Origin of the sequence: Streptomyces sp. YPW6, from assembly GCF_018866325.1 — a bacterium.
Lineage (GTDB): Bacteria > Actinomycetota > Actinomycetes > Streptomycetales > Streptomycetaceae > Streptomyces.
In genome coordinates this window covers 4,518,524-4,534,086 of record NZ_CP076457.1, presented here as the reverse complement: position 1 = coordinate 4,534,086, position 15,563 = coordinate 4,518,524, and the positions used below count along the sequence as shown (strand labels likewise).

Annotated in this window: 10 protein-coding genes and 1 pseudogene; 6 read left to right on the top strand and 5 right to left on the bottom strand. The window is 74.1% G+C overall.

What is annotated here, in order from left to right:
• Positions 1-10 precede the first annotated feature (10 nt).
• From KME66_RS34045 to KME66_RS20035, 4 genes are read right to left on the bottom strand one after another with little or no spacing between them, the layout of a single operon-like run.
• Positions 11-613: a prolyl oligopeptidase family serine peptidase gene (locus KME66_RS34045; RefSeq protein WP_253208421.1), complete on the bottom strand. Its 603-nt coding sequence runs from the start codon at positions 611-613 to the stop codon at positions 11-13.
• Positions 496-2,085, bottom strand: a complete 1,590-nt coding sequence (locus tag KME66_RS20045; protein WP_253208420.1) for a hypothetical protein — start codon at positions 2,083-2,085, stop codon at positions 496-498. The genes KME66_RS34045 and KME66_RS20045 overlap by 118 nt, the downstream gene beginning before the upstream one ends.
• Entirely contained in the window at positions 2,082-4,433 is a 2,352-nt protein-coding gene (locus tag KME66_RS20040; RefSeq protein ID WP_216324316.1) for an ATP-grasp domain-containing protein, read from the bottom strand. Before KME66_RS20040 ends, KME66_RS20045 begins: the two co-directional genes overlap by 4 nt.
• Positions 4,430-5,707: an ATP-grasp domain-containing protein gene (locus KME66_RS20035; RefSeq protein ID WP_216324314.1), complete on the bottom strand. Its 1,278-nt coding sequence runs from the start codon at positions 5,705-5,707 to the stop codon at positions 4,430-4,432. The genes KME66_RS20040 and KME66_RS20035 overlap by 4 nt, the downstream gene beginning before the upstream one ends.
• A gap of 144 nt (positions 5,708-5,851) precedes the next feature.
• Here KME66_RS20035 and KME66_RS20030 point away from each other — a divergent pair, with 144 nt between their 5' ends.
• On the top strand, positions 5,852-7,060 hold the full coding sequence (locus KME66_RS20030) for an MFS transporter (RefSeq protein ID WP_253208419.1): 1,209 nt from the start codon (positions 5,852-5,854) through the stop codon (positions 7,058-7,060).
• Positions 7,061-7,227: 167 nt separating this feature from the next.
• On the opposite strand, the gene KME66_RS20025 is transcribed toward KME66_RS20030, so the two are convergent.
• Positions 7,228-8,448: a helix-turn-helix domain-containing protein gene (locus tag KME66_RS20025; RefSeq protein ID WP_216324310.1), complete on the bottom strand. Its 1,221-nt coding sequence runs from the start codon at positions 8,446-8,448 to the stop codon at positions 7,228-7,230.
• Positions 8,449-8,742: 294 nt separating this feature from the next.
• Between KME66_RS20025 and KME66_RS20020 the strand changes: the two genes are divergently transcribed.
• The 5 genes and pseudogenes from KME66_RS20020 to KME66_RS20000 form a co-directional block, all read left to right on the top strand.
• Entirely contained in the window at positions 8,743-8,970 is a 228-nt protein-coding gene (locus tag KME66_RS20020; protein WP_216324308.1) for a hypothetical protein, read from the top strand.
• 44 nt (positions 8,971-9,014) lie between these two features.
• Positions 9,015-11,606 (top strand): ATP-grasp domain-containing protein, encoded by a 2,592-nt coding sequence (locus KME66_RS20015; RefSeq protein ID WP_216324306.1) that lies wholly within the window; start codon positions 9,015-9,017, stop codon positions 11,604-11,606.
• The gene (locus KME66_RS20010) at positions 11,597-12,874 is read left to right on the top strand and encodes an MFS transporter (protein WP_216324304.1); all 1,278 of its coding nucleotides are present in this window, start codon (positions 11,597-11,599) and stop codon (positions 12,872-12,874) included. Before KME66_RS20015 ends, KME66_RS20010 begins: the two co-directional genes overlap by 10 nt.
• Positions 12,875-13,000: 126 nt before the next feature.
• Positions 13,001-13,573, top strand: coding sequence for a hypothetical protein (locus KME66_RS20005; protein WP_216324301.1), 573 nt, complete (start codon positions 13,001-13,003; stop codon positions 13,571-13,573).
• Positions 13,574-13,614: 41 nt separating this feature from the next.
• A pseudogene (locus KME66_RS20000) lies at positions 13,615-15,495 on the top strand (non-ribosomal peptide synthetase); the annotation flags it as partial.
• Positions 15,496-15,563 lie beyond the last annotated feature (68 nt).

The window sequence follows — 15,563 nt, the reverse complement described above, 5'->3', positions numbered from 1 at the left end:
GTGCGGGACCTCAGGAGGAGGCGGGGGTGAAGCCCAGCGCATCGGCGTACAGGCGCAGTTCCGCCCGCAGCGAGGCGGCGACGGTCGCGGAGCGGCGGAAGCCGTGCCCCTCACCCTCGAAGGTCAGGAAGCGGTACGGGACCGTGTCGGGGTCGATCCGCCGGAGCAGGCGTTCCGCCTGGGCGGGCGGGCAGACGGTGTCGTCGAGGCCCTGGAGGAGTACGAAGGGGGTGCGGATGCGGTCGGCCTCGCGCAGCGGCGACTGGCGCGCGTACCGGTCGGCGGTGTCCGGCCAGGGGCCGATCAGGCCGTCGAGGTAGCGGGATTCGAAGTCGTGGGTCTCCTCACGCCAGCTCACCGGGTCGAGCACCGGGTAGTAGACGGCGGCGGCCCGGTAGAGGCCGGGTTCGGCGGCGATGGACGCCACGGCGGTCCAGCCGCCCGCGCTGCCGCCGCGGATCGCGATGCGGTCCGGGTCGGCCAGGCCCTCGGCGATCAGTCCGCGTGCGGCGGTGGCGCAGTCCTGGACGTCGGTCCGGCCCCAGCGGTGCCGGAGCCGTTCGCGGTAGGCCCGGCCGTAGCCGGTGGAGCCGCCGTACTGGACGTCCACCACGCCGATGCCCCGGCTGGTGAAGTACGAGATCTCCTGGTTGAGCACCAGGTGGGAGCGGCTGGTGGGCCCACCGTGCGCGAGGACCAGACAGGGCGGGAGTTCGTCGGCGGGACCGGTGACCGCCGGGTGGTGGGGCGGGTACACGTGGACGTGGACGGGTTCGCCGTCGTCGGCCCGGTAGGTGCGCCGGAACGGGGTGGTGGCGTAGGCGTCGGAGGGCACGCTCTCCGCCGACGGGGCGGGCGCCTCGGCACCCGCGGCGGGCATCCGGGCGTCCGGAGCCGGCGCGTCGGCGGCCGCGGCGGGCATCCAGGCGGCCGGGGCAGGCGCGTCGGCGGCCGGGAGCCGGCCTCCGCCGACGGGGCCCGGACGGTCCTCACGCTGCCGTCGGCCGGGTCGGCCAGCACGACCGTGCGCCGGCGGCCGGGCGAGGAGGCGACGGCGGCGATCCGGCGGCCGTCGGTCGCGGCGAAGTGCCATTCGGTGGCGGGGTCGGCGAAGTCGGTGAGGGCCCCGTCCGCCCCGAGGATGCCGAGACGGCGCTCGCCCACGCCGTGGATCACCGCGAGCGTGCCGTCCAGCAGCGGGAGACACCAGCGCAGGCCGATCCGCCACAGCGCCTCGCCGAACTCCTCCGGGCGGGGGCAGAGCGACCGGGTCCCGCCGTCCCGGTCGACGGCGTGGACGTTCCACCAGCCGTCCGGGTCGCTGACCGCGTACAGCGTGCCCGAGCCGTCGGTGGCCCAGTCCGCCTGGGTCACCGCTTCGCCCTCGCCGCCCATGCGGACCGACGGAGGGCCGAGCGTGCCGTCGGGGAGGACCGCGGCGACCATCAGCCGGGTGGAGTCCCAGGGCATGTCGGGGTGGTCCCAGCCGAGCCAGGCCACCCGGCCGCCGCCGGGTTCGATGCGTGGTCCGGTCATGAAGTGGTGGGTGGCGGCCAGTTCACGGACCCGGGAGGGGTCCTCGGCCGCGCTGCCGTCCAGCGGGACCGCCACCAGGTGGCGCACGGCGCTGCGGGCGGTGTCGTCCGCCACGGTCTCGCGCAGGCACCAGACCTCGTCGCCGTGGACGGCGAAGTCCGCGTACCTGAGCTCGCCGGGCCAGGCGCCCGGAGGGCTCAGCGGTACCGGTTCGGAGCCGGGCCGCCAGCGGTGGAGACGCTGGTCGGGGCCGTGTGTGAAGACCAGCCCGTCCGCCGCCCGGCCGGACAGAGCCAGCCAGGGCCGGCCGCCGTACTCGATGACCCGGGTGCGGACGTCCCAGCCGGGCGGCAGCACCTCCTCGACGCCGTCGGCGGTCCGGCGCATCAGACCGCTGCGGCCGTCCTCCTCGGGGAGCACCTCGGTCCAGCAGACGTCGTCGCCGAGGAAGCCGGCCCACTCCAGCAGGGCGTCGCCCCGCGCGGCGTCGTCGGCTGTGATCGGGGAGGGCCAACTCCCGTACGGCAGGACAGCTTTCGTGCCGCTCATATCGCCAGCGCCTCCCCGCGTGCGGGCTCCGGGGTGTACGCGATCCGGGGGATGCCCGGGGCGGAGCTGTCCAGCCCGTAGGAGGGGACGGGGCGGTCGTCGCTGACCCAGAAGTGGCCGTCCAGATCGGACCAGTCGCACAGGCCCGCGAGCTGGGCGGCGTACGCGATGGCCCGGGGCGGCTCCAGGAAGCAGCCCAGCATCCGGGCCGCGCCCCGCTCGGTGGCGTCCGTGAGGGCGTCGAGCGCGGGAAGGATGCCGCCGAAGCGCATCAGTTTGACGTTGAGGCCGCCTGCCGTGCCGACGGCGAACGACGCGTCGTCGGCGGTGGCGATCCCCTCGTCGAGGACGACGGCGGTGCCGGGCAGTGCGGCGCGGATCGCGGGCAGCAGCGCCGGATCGCGCACCGGGTCCTCCAGGACGGCGGGGGCCAGTTCGGCGAGCAGGGGGCGCAGCCGCTCCCAGTCCTGCCGGTCCCAGCCCCGGTTGGCGTCGAGGATCAGCGGCGCCGGGACGCCGAGCAGTGAGCGAAGAATCCGTTCGTCGTCGGCGCCACCCAGCTTGATCTTGAGCGGGCGGCCGTCGAGGGGGATGTCCTCCCCGATCGGCACGGTGTGCAGGAGCCGGACGCGCCCCGGCTCCGGCAGCCCGAGCAGCCGCCACACCGGCACGCCGGCCCGACGGGCGGCGCGGTCCAGGAAGGCCATCTCCACGAGCATCCGGGCGGGTGCGCCGACCCCGTCGGCCGCCGCCTTCTCCAGCCCGGCGCGCAACGGCGCGACCGGGTCGGACCCGTCCGCCCGGTGGTGGGCGTCGTCGCAGGTCGCGGCCAGCGTACGGGCGAGCACCTCCGCCTCGGCGGCGATGGCCGGGCCGTCCTGGCCGTAACCGCTGTCGGCGGTGATCTCGCCCTCGCCGACGGTCCGGCCGGCCTGCACGAGCCGCAGCCGGAGGTGGTCGACCGTCTCGATCGTCATGTGGGAGATACGGAACGAGCTGGTGAGCGGCCGGGGTTCGAGATCGACGCACACCTCGGGCCTGCCGGGAACGCCGGGCGCCGCATCCACGCCCACCGCGCCCACCGGCTCAACGGTCTCCACCGGCTCCACCGTGAAGCGGACCGACGCGACCAGCTCGCGGGCGAGTTCCCGTGCCTCGGCCGGGGTCGCCGCGCCGACGACCACCGCGCCCACCCGGTCGCCACCGCTGCGGAAGCCGGGGACGACGTCGCCGGGGCCGACGCGCAGTTCGGCGTGGAGGACGGCCGGGTGCGTGCGGACCGCGTCCCAGCCGGTGACGGCGGTGACCCGGCCCTCGGGCGGCGCGAAGTAGCGTGCGGCGGCGGCCCGTTCGGGGGCGGGCAGGGTGGCGGGGAGGTCGACGGAGAGGCCGAGTGCGTCGTCGTAGACGGTCCCGTACAGCTCCAGACCGGGCCGGACGTGGGGCAGCATCCGGTGGATCCAGCCGCCGCCGATCCGGACGTGCACCTCCCCGAGGACGATGCCCTCGGCGGTGAGCCACAGCTCGACGTGGAACAGGCCGAAGCGCAGTTCCAGGGCGGTGAGCGCGGCGGTGACGGTCTCCTCGACGCTCCGGCGGGTCTCCTCGGAGATGTCGGCGGGCAGGACGTGCCCGATCTCGACGAAGTACGGCGGCGGCAGCTTCTCCTTGGCCGTGACCGCGAGCACGCGCGGGCTGCCGCCGACGAAGACGCCCTCGACGCTGAACTCCCCGCCCTCGACGAACTCCTCGACGAGGAACGGTGCTTCGCGGTCGGGCAGCCCGGCGAGCGCGGCCGGCAGATCGTCCGGTCCGGTCACCTTGCGGACGCCCGCGCTGTCCGCGCCGTCACGCGGTTTGACCACCCAGGGGCCCGCCGTGGCGGCGAGGAAGGCGCGGGCCTCGGACGCGTCCCGGCACACCCGCACCGCGGGCTGGCGGAACCCGGCGGCGGCCAGCGCCGCCCGGCAGGCGTCCTTGGTGCGGATCCGGCGGACGGCGGCGGGCGGATTCCCGGGCAGCCCCAGGGCGTCCGCGGTGGCGGCGACCGCCTCCTGGGCCATCTCCCGCACGCCGAAGACGAGGGCCGGGCGCTCCCCCTCGGCGGCGCGCCCGGCCGCCCAGTCGGCGGTGTCGCCGGGGCGGGCGAAGTCGACCGCGGTCGCCGCGTCGGCGGCGGCGGTGACGGCCGGGGTGGCGGCGAGGGTGTCGGCCCGGTTGGTGACATGGGTGCGCAGGCCGCGGGCGCGCGCCTGCTCCACCGCCTGGACGGCGACGTCGACGCTGAGGGTCATCTCCCCGCCGCCGCCGATGAGCAGCAGTTCGCGGGGAGGGGGCGCTGCGCTCATGCGGCGGCCCCCGAGACGTCGCGCAGGCGGTAGACGCGGTCCTTGAGCTCCTGGATGCGGGCGTAGTCCCGCTCCACGGCCTCGGCCGACGCGTCGCACAGGTGCACGGCGAAGGTGGCGGTGTACAGGTCGACGGTCGGGCGGATGCGCTTGCCGGGGGCGAGCTTGGGAACGAACGTGTGGACCGTGGGCAGGGCCTCGATCTCCGCGACGACGTCGGCGTCGATCGACTCGACGATCCCGTCGAGGTCGGTGGCGGCGAGGATCCACGTGGCGTGGGTCAGTTTGCGGTACGTCCCGCCGGCGTACCGGTCGAGGAACTCCTGCGGCCGGGCGTAGGCGAGCGCGGTGACGTCGGCCTGGTTTCCGCCGAGGCAGATGTCGTGGAAGGCGGGCAGCAGTCCGCCGCTGAGCCGCGCCCCGACCTCGACCAGGGTGGGGCCCTCAGGGGTGACGATGACCTCGGCGTGGGTGGGGCCGTACTGGATGCCCAGGGCGTCGAGCGCCTCGTGCATGTACGCGATGATCGCGGGACCCGGGCCGGAGTCCGGCGGGGTGATGGAGTCGCGGTCGTAGATGCGGTGGGTGCCCTTGAGCCGCTTGTGGTACTGCCAGATGCCGCAGGCGTGCCGCTCCCCGCCGTACGAGACGAAGTCGACCATGTACTCCTCCCCCTGGAGGAAGGACTGGATCAGGACTTCGTCGTTGCGCTCGTGGAAGATGTTGACGGTGCCGAGGACGGCTTCGGCCGCCTTGCGGACCTCCTCGGGACCGTTGCAGATGGCGACGCCGTCACTGGCGGCGGACGACATCGGTTTGACGACGACGGGATAGGCGCCACGGCCCTCGGCCCAGGCGACGAGCTCCTCGGCGTCGTCGCTCTTGAACTGCTCGGCACAGCGGACGCCCGCCCGGCGCAGCGCCTCGATCATCTCGTACTTGTCCCGGCGGGCGACGGACTGAGCTGTTCCGTTTCCTGGCAACGCGAGCAGTTCGGAGAGTTCGTCGGCAAGCGGTACGCCCGGTTCCTGTCCGGCGACCACGCAGATCGGGGCGAATTCCGCCAGACGCGCGGCGGTTTCGGCCGGGGTGCCGTACGGCACGACCGCCCGGTATGCGGTGAGATCGGGCAGTCTCATCGAGGTCATCAGCTCGGGGCTGCTCTGGACGTGCACCACGTCCACGCCCAGCTTGGCAAAAGCCGGAGGCAAATGATTACCCGTGGTGTACGCATCAACCAGCACCGCCACAGGGCGTGATCCGGGGCTCCTCATGTTCTTCACCTTGCGCTCAGGGGTCATCCACAGCCGGTTTCGGCCAGGGTGGGTCGCGGGGGTTGGCAAAACATTGCCACACGGTTGACATCAATGGCAATGTCTCAGGCATCATTCGCAGCGCCAGCCCCGGGAGGAGAGGCCATGACCTCCGCCGCACCGTCCGCAGCACAGCCCGCCGCACCGTCACGTTCCGGACTGGGGCGACCCGCCGCGCTGGCGCTCGCGACCGCGAGCGCGCTCACGGTCGCCAACATCTACTTCCCGCAGCCCCTGCTGGACGCCGTCGCCTCCGGACTGGACGTCTCCGGGTCGGCCGCGAGCCTGATCGCCACCGCCGCACAGGTCGGGTACGCACTGGGCATCGCCCTGGTGGTGCCGCTCGCCGACGTGGCCCGGCTGCGACGGCTCACGACGGCACTGCTGCTGCTGACGACGGGCGGACTGCTGGTCGCGGCGGCCGCGCCCAACCTGGCCACCCTGGCCGTCGCCACGCTCGCCCTGTCCACCACGACCGTGCTGCCGCAGATCCTCGTGCCGACGGCCGCCTCCCTGGCCGGGCCCGGCCACAGCGGGCGCGCCGTGGGGGTGATCGGCATCGGGATCACCCTGGGCTCGACGCTGTCGCGCACCCTCTCCGGGGCGGTCGCCGGGCTGAGCGGCGACTGGCGCAGCGCCTATCTGGTCGCGGCGGCGCTCACCGGCGGCCTCGTGTTCGTCCTGCCGCGGCTGCTTCCGGCGCACGGCAACGGCCGCTCGGTGCCGTACCGGCAGCTGATCGGATCGCTGCCCCGGCTGGTCCGCACCCATCCCGGGCTGCGGTTCTCCGCGTTCCTGGGAGCGACCGTCTTCGCCGCCTTCAGCGCCTTCTGGGCGACGCTCGCCTTCCACCTGGCCGGGCCGCCGTTCGACCGGGGGGTGGCGTGGGCGGGGCTGTTCGGCCTGTTCGGCCTGCCCGCGGCGCTGCTCTCCTACACGGCGGGCCGGCTGAGCGACCGGCGCGGGCCCCGGTACGTCAACACGGTGGCCCTGCTCTGCGTCGGCGCCGCGTTCCTGGTCATGGGGGTGGGCGGCGAGTCGCTGACCGCGCTCGTCATCGGCACGAACCTGCTGGTGTACGGGACCAGTTCCTCGCAGGTCGCCAATCAGGTGCGGGTGTTCCGGCTGGGCGAGCAGGTCCGCGCGCGACTCAACACGCTGTTCATGCTGGCGAGTTTCACGGGCGGCGCGGTGGGTTCACTCACCGGCGCGGCGCTGTACGCGCGCTGGGGCTGGACCGGAATGGTCCTGGGGTGCGGAGGTTTCCTGCTGCCCGCGGCCGTGGCGCTGGCGCGCGGACGGCACCTGGGCTGAGTCCGGCCGCCCCCGTACGCCCCACGGGGCGCACACCGGGAACCGCCGGGCGGGCCACGGCGAGCGTGCCGGCCGGGCGTGGCGGCCGGCGGCCCGGGGCGGGCGGCCGTTCGACGCCGGGCCCCGGGACCCGGCGCGCCCCCGTATGCAGCGCGGGCCGCGGGGCCCTAGGATCCGGCGCGGGCGGCGGCCAGCGTCTCGGCCAGCAGGCGCCAGATGTCGGCGGCGAGATCGATACTGGAGGCCGCCTGGGCCTCCTCCGCCAGCGCCCGCATCCGCTCCAGCCCTTCCTGCTCCCGGCCCTCGATGACCAGCAGCCGGCTGTCGAGGATCTCCAGACGCACCCGGTTGCGGTAGGTCATGCGCGGTTCGGTCGCCCGCACCTGGTCCAGCAGGACGCGCGCGTCGGCGAACCGCCCACGCTGGAAGGCGATCTCGGCCTTGATGAAGCTGACCTCCTGCTCCAGCGCGGGAATCCCGACGAAGACCATGCCCGTCTCGGCCTGCTCGGTGTACCGCTCCGAAGCATCCAGCTCCGGCGGGGACTTCTGCAGGTGCAGCCGGGCCGCCGCCACCCGCAGCCGGGTCCAGAGCGTCAGGTTCTCCGCTCCGGCGAAGCCGTCGAGCGCCTCCCCCAGCAGCTTCTGCGCGGCGTCGAGGTCTCCCTGGCGCACCCGCACGGCGGCCGCCGTCCACAGGGCCTCCGCCCCCAGCGGTTCCGACCTCGGCACGTTCAGCGCCGTCAGCTCGTCGGCGTGGGCCCGGGCCTCGGCCAGCCGGCCCGCCTCGGACTCGGCCGACACCAGGGCCAGCAGGCCGGCCGCCACGTCCGGCACCGGAAGATCGTGCTCGCGGGCCAGCCCGTGGGCCGTCGTGGCCGCCTCGACGGCGGGGACGATCTCCCCGCAGGCGCGCAGGCAGCGCGCGAGCTGGGTGAGACCGCGGGCCCGCAGCGCCGGCAGGCCGAGTTCGTCACCGAGCGCGACGAGCTCCTCCAGGACGACCCGCTCCCTGGCGTGGTCTCCGTGCTGCCGCCGCCCCTGCGCCACGAGCCAGAGGCCCTGCCAGCGCAGCAGGGGGTCCTGCCCCTCACCCGGGTACAGCGCGCGCTCCAGCGCCTCGATGGCCGTCTCGGACGTGGCCGAAGCGGCGATGGCCAAGGCCTGCGCCAGCGAGTCGGCGGGGCCCTCCTCCTCGAAGGCCGCGACGCCGATGCCCAGCCGGGAGGCCAGGTGCTGCACGGCGCGCGCGGTCGGCTGCCGTGCGCCGGACTCCAGCCGGGACACATAGCCGGTGGACATGCCATCGCCGGCGAGCGCGGCCTGGGACAGGCCCTGCTCACTCCGCAGCTGCTTCAGTCGCCGCCCGAAGTAAGGCTGTTCCAACACGTGATCAACCCCAAAGGTCGCACCGGGAGGGGGGAAGCGGAAGGGGGGTGCCCGCATGCGCGCCTTGGTCCGGTGATTGATGACGAGGCTAGCCAGAGTCGGGTGGGGCGGGCAAATTCTTGCCCCAGATGTAGACGGAGTTGGCGGGGATTGTGCGCCTCAACGGCCGAGGATGATTGCCAAGCTTCTGGCAATATCTTGCCAAGCCAGTGACCGCTGGACTAGCTTCCTCGGCAAGCGGCGCTGCCCACTGCGCGCCGCACCTGGTTCTTTCGCTTCCGCCTAGGAGTCCTTGTGCAGTCCTTCCTGCGTGTCACCCGGATCCGTATCACCGCCGGCGTCTTCGCCTTCGTGGCCCTGTTCGCCGTCGCGGCCGGGGTGACGTCGGACCTCCACCGGCCGGTTCCGCCCGCCGGGTCCGTCGTCGCGACCGACATCGGCTGGCCCGCACCGACTCCGGGCACGGACGCGCGCGCCCTCGCGGACGGCGACATCGGCTGGCCCGTTCCGCCCACCGTGTGACCGAACGCCCCATGCCCGCCCCCGCACAGAGAGTGATGGATTCGATGGCTTCCGACTCGCCCCCCGCTCAGGCGGGCAGGACCGCGGTGATCGTGGACGGGTACTCGACCGGTACCTTCCTGCCCCCGGCCTTCGCCCGCCTCGGCATCGACGTGGTGCACGTCCACAGCACCGCCGAGCCCATGACGACGATGCTCCAGCCGGACCTCGGCGCCTACCGGACGGGCCTCACCTGCCCTCCCGACGCCTTCGAGCGGACGGCCGAGGCCCTGGCCCGGCTCGCTCCGGTGGCCGTCCTCGCCGGCCAGGAACCCGGAGTCCCGCTCGCCGACGCGCTGGGCGAACGCCTGGGGCTGCCCGGCAACGGCACCGCGCTGTCCACCGCCCGCCGCGACAAGTACGAGATGATCGAGGCACTGCGCCGGGCCGGGGTGCGCTGCGCCGACCAGTGCAAGAGCGACGATCCGCAGGCCCTCGCCGACTGGGCCGAGCACAACGGCTCGTACCCCGTCGTCGTCAAGCCCCTCAGCTCGGCCTCCACGGACCACGTCTACCGCTGCCACGACCGGGCCGAGGTGCTGGCCGCGGCCCGCGCGGTGATCGGCTCCACGGACATCTTCGACCGGCCCAACACCGAGGCCCTCGCCCAGTCGTTCCTGGACGGCACCGAGTACATCGTCGACACCGTCAGCGTCGACGGCGAGCGCTACGTGTGCGGGGTCTGGGAGTACGAGAAGCGGATCCTGCCCGGTGGCAAGAACATCTACGACCTCGACGTGCTCCTCGCGCCGGACGCCGACCCGGTCCCCGAGCTGATCGCCTACGTGGACACGGTGCTGGAGGCCCTCGGCATCCGCCTCGGCCCCGCCCACGCCGAGGTCATCATGACCCCCGAGGGCCCGGCCCTCGTCGAGATCGGCGCCCGGCTCAACGGCAACATGAACCCCGGCTTCCACGACCGGTGCCTCGGCACGAACCAGGCGGACCTCACCGCCCTCGCCCACGCCCGCCCAGAGGAGTTCACGCGCCGCTACGCGGGCCGCGTCTACTCCCCGCGCGCCGCGGCCGCCGTCCACAGCACCCGGACGGACCGCGACGGCGTCGTGGAGTCCGTGGACCAGGAGGCCGTCGACCGTATCGCGGCCCTGCCCAGCGTCCACCTGGTCGGCGTCAAACTCACGCCGGGCAAGCGGATCAGCCCCACGGCCGACCTGCTCACCAGCCCGCTGCGGATCTTCCTGACCGCCCCCGACCTCGCGACGATCCGCGCGGACCACGCCCGTATCCAGGACCTCAAGGACGCTGTCTACCGCGTGGCCGACGCGGGCCCCCGCATCCTGCTGCTGGGCACCGACAAGTACGTGATGCAGGCCTGCGTACGCCACGGCATCCCGGCGGTCGTCGTCCAGGGACCCGGCGGTTACGACCACGGCCTCGCCGAGATTCCGCCGCAGCTCGACCGGCTCTTCGTCGACGACCAGAACAGCCCGGAGGCCATCCTGATGGCCCTGCACCGGGCCGGACTCGGCGAGCACCGGTTCGACGCCGTCCACACCTCCGACGAATGGGGCCTGGTGACGGCGGGCGTCCTCGCCGCCCACCTGGGCTGCCGCGCCCTCGATCCGGCGACCGCCGTCCACTTCCGCGACAAGTCCCTCCAGAAGCGGAAGGTCTCCGAGGCCGGGGTGCCCACCGCCCGCGTCACCGTCGTCGACGACGTGCACGACGTCTCCGGCGTCCCGTGGGTGTACGAGAAGGCCGTGCTCAAGCCGGTGGCAGGCGCGGCGACCGCGCGGACCGCCGTCGTCGAGAGCCCCGAAGCCCTCGCCGCGCTGAGCCGCCGCTACCGCACCGACCGCACCGCGCAGCGCACCTTCGTCCTGGAGGAGTACGTCGGCGGCGAGGAGTGGATCGCCGACGGCTACCTGTACGAAGGCGAACTGCGCTTCCTGGCCGTCGGCCGGTACGGCGCTCCCTGCCTCACCATGATCGACGAGCAGACGCCGCTGTGGATGCGGCACTTCGACCCCAAGTCCGAGACCTGGGCCTACGACCGGGCCGAACCGGTGGTCCGCCGCTGTCTGGAGGCGCTCGGACTGCGGGACGGCGTCTTCCACATGGAACTCTTCCACGACCCCGGGACCGGCCGCCTCACCTTCAGCGAGTGCGCGGCCCGGCGCGGCGGCGCACTGCTGCACGAGCAGGTCCGGGCGAAGTTCGGCGTGCACCTCGGCGAAGTCGCCCTGTTCAGCGCGCTGGGCGAAGAACCCCGCGCCGAAGTCGACCACCATCAGGGCCTGTTCGGCACCACCTACCTCAAGGGCCGGGCCGGGACGCTGTTCTCCTGCCCCACCCCGGCAGAGCTGTGCGAGCTGCCGGGCGTCGAGTTCGCCCGGGTGGAGTTCCCGGCGGGCGGCACCTTCCTCGGGGACATCGACAACACCAACCACCGGATGGGCCAGGTCCTGGTGTCGGCCGCCGACGAGGACGAGCTGGCCGCCCGGTTCGACGAGGTGCGCGCCTGGTTCGACGCCCGTCTGGTCGTCGCCCCGCAGAACGTCACCGGCCGCGAACTACGGGCCTGGGGACGCGAGACCCGCCCCGACGCCGACTTCCGGGACCCGCTGTGGCACTGACCGCGAAACCGCCGGCGGAAGCACCCGCCGGCCGTCCCGGGCCGATCGCCCGTCTCCTGCCCGACCGGGGCCCCCGGCGCGTCCTGGCCGGAGCGACCTTCGTGAACGCCCTCGGCAGCGGCATGTTCATGTCCTCCAGCGCCCTCTACTTCACCCGGGTCGTGCACCTGCCGATGTCCCAGGTCGCGTTCGGGCTGTTCGCCGGGGCGATGGTCGGCCTGGTCGCGGGCATCCTCGGCGGCCGGATCGCCGACCGCTGGGGCGCCCGGGAGACCCAGATCGGGGTCATGTCCGCGGGCACGGTCTTCATGGGCTGCTTCCTGCTGGTCGACGCCTTCTGGTCGTTCGTCCTCATCTCGGTCCTCACCGGGGTGGTCTTCGCCGCCGACAAATCCAGCCGGGCGCCCCTGATCCGCGCCTTCGGCGGCGAGGACCCCGCCCGCTTCCGCGCCTACCTGCGGGCCGCCACCAACCTCGGCATCTCGCTCGGCGCGCTCGGCGCGGGCGTGGCCATCCAGCTCGACACCGCACCCGCCTACCTCAGCCTGGTCGGCGGACGCGCGCTGGCCTTCGCGGGCTGCGCGCTGGCCCTGCTGCGGCTCCCCCGCCCGCCGCGCATCCCCGTACCGCCGCTGAGCGGCCGCTGGGACGCCCTGCGGGACCGCCCCTACCTGGCGGCGACCGTCCTCAACTGCCTGATGTCCCTGCACTTCGCGGTGCCCACGTTCCTCCTGCCGCTGTGGATCGTCGAGCACACCGACGCGCCCCGCTGGATGGTCTCCGGGGTGCTGGTGCTCAACACCGTGCTCGTCATCACGCTCCAGGTCGCGGTCAGCAAGAACGTCTCCGACCCCGCCTCCGCGGGCACCCGGATGCGCTGGGCGGGCCTCGCCGTGGCCGCCGGGCTGCTGCTGATGATGGCGGCCGGATCCGTCTCCACCTGGGTCGCGGCGGCCCTCCTCGTCGCGGCCACGGCCGTCTACACGCTCGGGGAGCTGTGGCACGCCGCCGCAGCCATGGAGTACTCCTTCGGACTCGCCGCCCCGCACGCGCAGGGCCAGTACTCCGGAGTCTTCGGACTCGGCAGCGGCGTCGCGGAGGCCCTGGCCCCCGCCCTGCTGGGGCTCCTCGCCCTCAGCATGGGCCGGCCCGGCTGGTTCCTGCTGGGCGCGCTGTTCCTCCTCGTCGGCCTCGTCAGCCGGCCGCTCGTCGCCTGGGCGGTCCGCACGTCACCGCTGCCCAGGACGTACGAGGTCAGCTCCGCCTGACCCGGCGACGCACCGCGCCCCGGCGCGCCCGCCGCCCTTCCCGCCCCGCCCCTCGTCCCTCCCCCGGCCTCCCGGGCCTTCCACCACCGTCCGGGCGACCACCGCCCGGAGAACTCGGAGATCACCATGGCCACGCCCACCCTCAGCACCGTCGACACCGACCTGGTCGAGATCGTCGACTCCGTCCGGCTCGACCACGACGAGATCGTCAGGGCCTACGCGCAGTACCTCGACCGCCTCCCGGACGCGCCGTCGGGCAAGCCCGAGGACCGGCTGCGGCGACTGGGCCTGACCCACCGCGCCGGGGCCGAGGACCCGTGGCGCGACGCGGGCACCGGCCAGTTCAACCAGCAGACCGGCGAGAAGAACTTCGAGGAGCGGGAGTTCGCGTTCTTCAACGAAGCGCTGAAGGACACCTACTTCTACGAGCTGTACCGCCAACTCCCCTTCCGTGCGGGCCGGATGCGGCTGGTCACGCTGAACCCGGGCGAGATCTACCACATGCACACCGACCACTCCCGGGTCGCCCATGTGTCGATCACGACCAACGAGGACAGCCGGCTGCTCTTCCGCAGCGGCCACACCTACCACGTGCCCACCGACGGCCGCATCCACATCCTCAACACCCTGCGCCACCACTCCGCCTACAACGCGGGCGGCACCGAGCGCATCCATCTCACGATGACGCTGGCCGACTGACCCCGCCGCCCCGCGTCCCGACCGTCACCCAAGGAGTTCAGATGTCATCGCCGTCCGCCGCAGACCACGGACGGCCCCCGGCCGGGGGCCGCAACGAGGAGTTCCGGCAGGGAACCGACGAGGCCCTCGCCACGACCGACCGGCGGGCTCCGCTCGACCTCGGGACCGGGGCCCCGTTGCCGGAGACCGGCCGCACGGCCGTGCCCGCCCAGGTGGCCGCGCTCGCCGCCGCCGCCCCCGGCCGCGCCGCCGTCGTCTGCGGCGAGGACCGCATCGGCCGGGGCGAACTCGACGCCTGGGCCGGGCGGATCGCCGCCCGGCTGGCGAGCGCCGGGATCACCGCCGGGGAGCGCGTCGGCATCCTCGCCGACCGCTCGACGGCGATGGTCGCCGCGGCGCTCGGCGCGATGCGCGCCGGGGCCGCCTACGTCCCGGTCGATCCGGCGAACCCGGACGAGCGGATCGCCGCGGTCCTCGCCGACGCCCGTGTCGCCGCCGTCCTGGTGACCGGGGACACCGCGCACCGGGTGCCCCGGGACTCCCCCCGGGTGCTGCGTGTCGACGGCGCGGACGTGCGCGACCACGGGGACGTCATGCCTCCCGCACCGGCCGCCCCGCAGGACGCGGCGTACCTCATCTACACCTCCGGATCCACCGGTGCGCCCAAGGGCGTCGTCGTCGAGCACCAGCAGCTGTCCGCGTCCACGCTGGCCCGTCGCGAGGTCTATCCCGGCGAGCCCGTCTTCCTGCTGCTCTCCCCGCTCGCCTTCGACTCCTCGGTGGCCGGCCTCTGGGGCACGCTGACGGCGGGCGGGCTGCTGGTCGTCGCCGGACCGGACGAGTACCGCGACCCCCGGGCCCTGCTCGGCCTCGTCGAGCGCCACGGTGTGACGCATCTGCTGGGCGTCCCCTCCCTGTACGACGCGCTCCTCGCCGCCGCCGAACAGGACGGCCACCCCCGCCTCGCCTCGCTCACCACGGTCGTCACGGCCGGGGAGCCGCTGCCCGAGGCCCTGGTCCGGCGTCACTTCCGGACCTTCGGCTCCGGCACCGCCCTCGTCAACGAGTACGGGCCGACCGAGGCGACCGTATGGTCCAGCTACCGGCGGTTCGAGGAGCCCGGTCCGGTCGACATCGGCGGTCCCGTGCCCGGAGTCCGGCTGTACGTCCTGGACGAGGCCGGCCGTCCGGTGCCGCGCGGCACCACGGGCGAGCTGTACATCGGCGGCGCCGGAGTCGCCCGCGGCTACTTCGACCGCCCCGAGGCCACCGCGCGCGTCTTCACCCCGGACCCGTTCGCCGAGGCCACGGCGTCCGGCGCGTCCCCCCGGATGTACCGCACCGGGGACATGGTGCGGTGGAGCGCATCGGGCGGACTGGAGTTCCTCGGGCGCCGCGACAACCAGGTCAAGATCCGCGGCCATCGCGTCGAACTCGGCGCGGTGGAAGCCGCGTTGCGATCCTGCCAGGGCATCCGGGACGCGGTGGCCGTGGTGGACGCGGCAGGGTCGCGGCTGACCGGGTTCGTCGTCACGGACGCGCCCGACGCCCTCCCCGCCGTACGCGAGAGCCTGGCACGGGTGCTGCCGGAGGCGGCCGTCCCGGCCCGGCTGCGGGCGCTGGACTCCTTCCCCCTCACGGTCAACGGCAAGGCGGACCGCGCGGCCCTCGCGGCCCTCCCGGACCCGGCGGCGCGCTGCCGCGGCGGCGAACCCGGCCCGGCGGCGCCCGGCGGCCCGGCCGGCGGGGAACCTGCCCCGGCAGGCAAGGCGCCGGTGGCGGACCCCGTCGCCCAGGTCTCCGCCGCGTGGGCGGAGGTGCTGGAGATCGCCACCGTCCCCGCCGATGTGAACTTCTTCGACCTCGGGGGCCACTCCCTGCTGATCATCCGGCTCCAGGAAGCACTCGGACGGCACGCCGGTGTGCAGCCCTCCGTGGTCGAGCTGTTCCGCCGCACCACCGTGACCGCCCAGGCCGAACTGGTCCGCGA

Coding starts and splice junctions, on each gene's coding strand:
- KME66_RS20045 (WP_253208420.1), bottom strand. CDS start 2,085: ATGAGCGGCACGAAAGCTGTCCTGCCGTACGGGAGTTGGCCCTCCCCG.
- KME66_RS20040 (WP_216324316.1), bottom strand. CDS start 4,433: ATGAGCGCAGCGCCCCCTCCCCGCGAACTGCTGCTCATCGGCGGCGGC.
- KME66_RS20035 (WP_216324314.1), bottom strand. CDS start 5,707: ATGAGGAGCCCCGGATCACGCCCTGTGGCGGTGCTGGTTGATGCGTAC.
- KME66_RS20030 (WP_253208419.1), top strand. CDS start 5,852: ATGACCTCCGCCGCACCGTCCGCAGCACAGCCCGCCGCACCGTCACGT.
- KME66_RS20015 (WP_216324306.1), top strand. CDS start 9,015: ATGGCTTCCGACTCGCCCCCCGCTCAGGCGGGCAGGACCGCGGTGATC.
- KME66_RS20005 (WP_216324301.1), top strand. CDS start 13,001: ATGGCCACGCCCACCCTCAGCACCGTCGACACCGACCTGGTCGAGATC.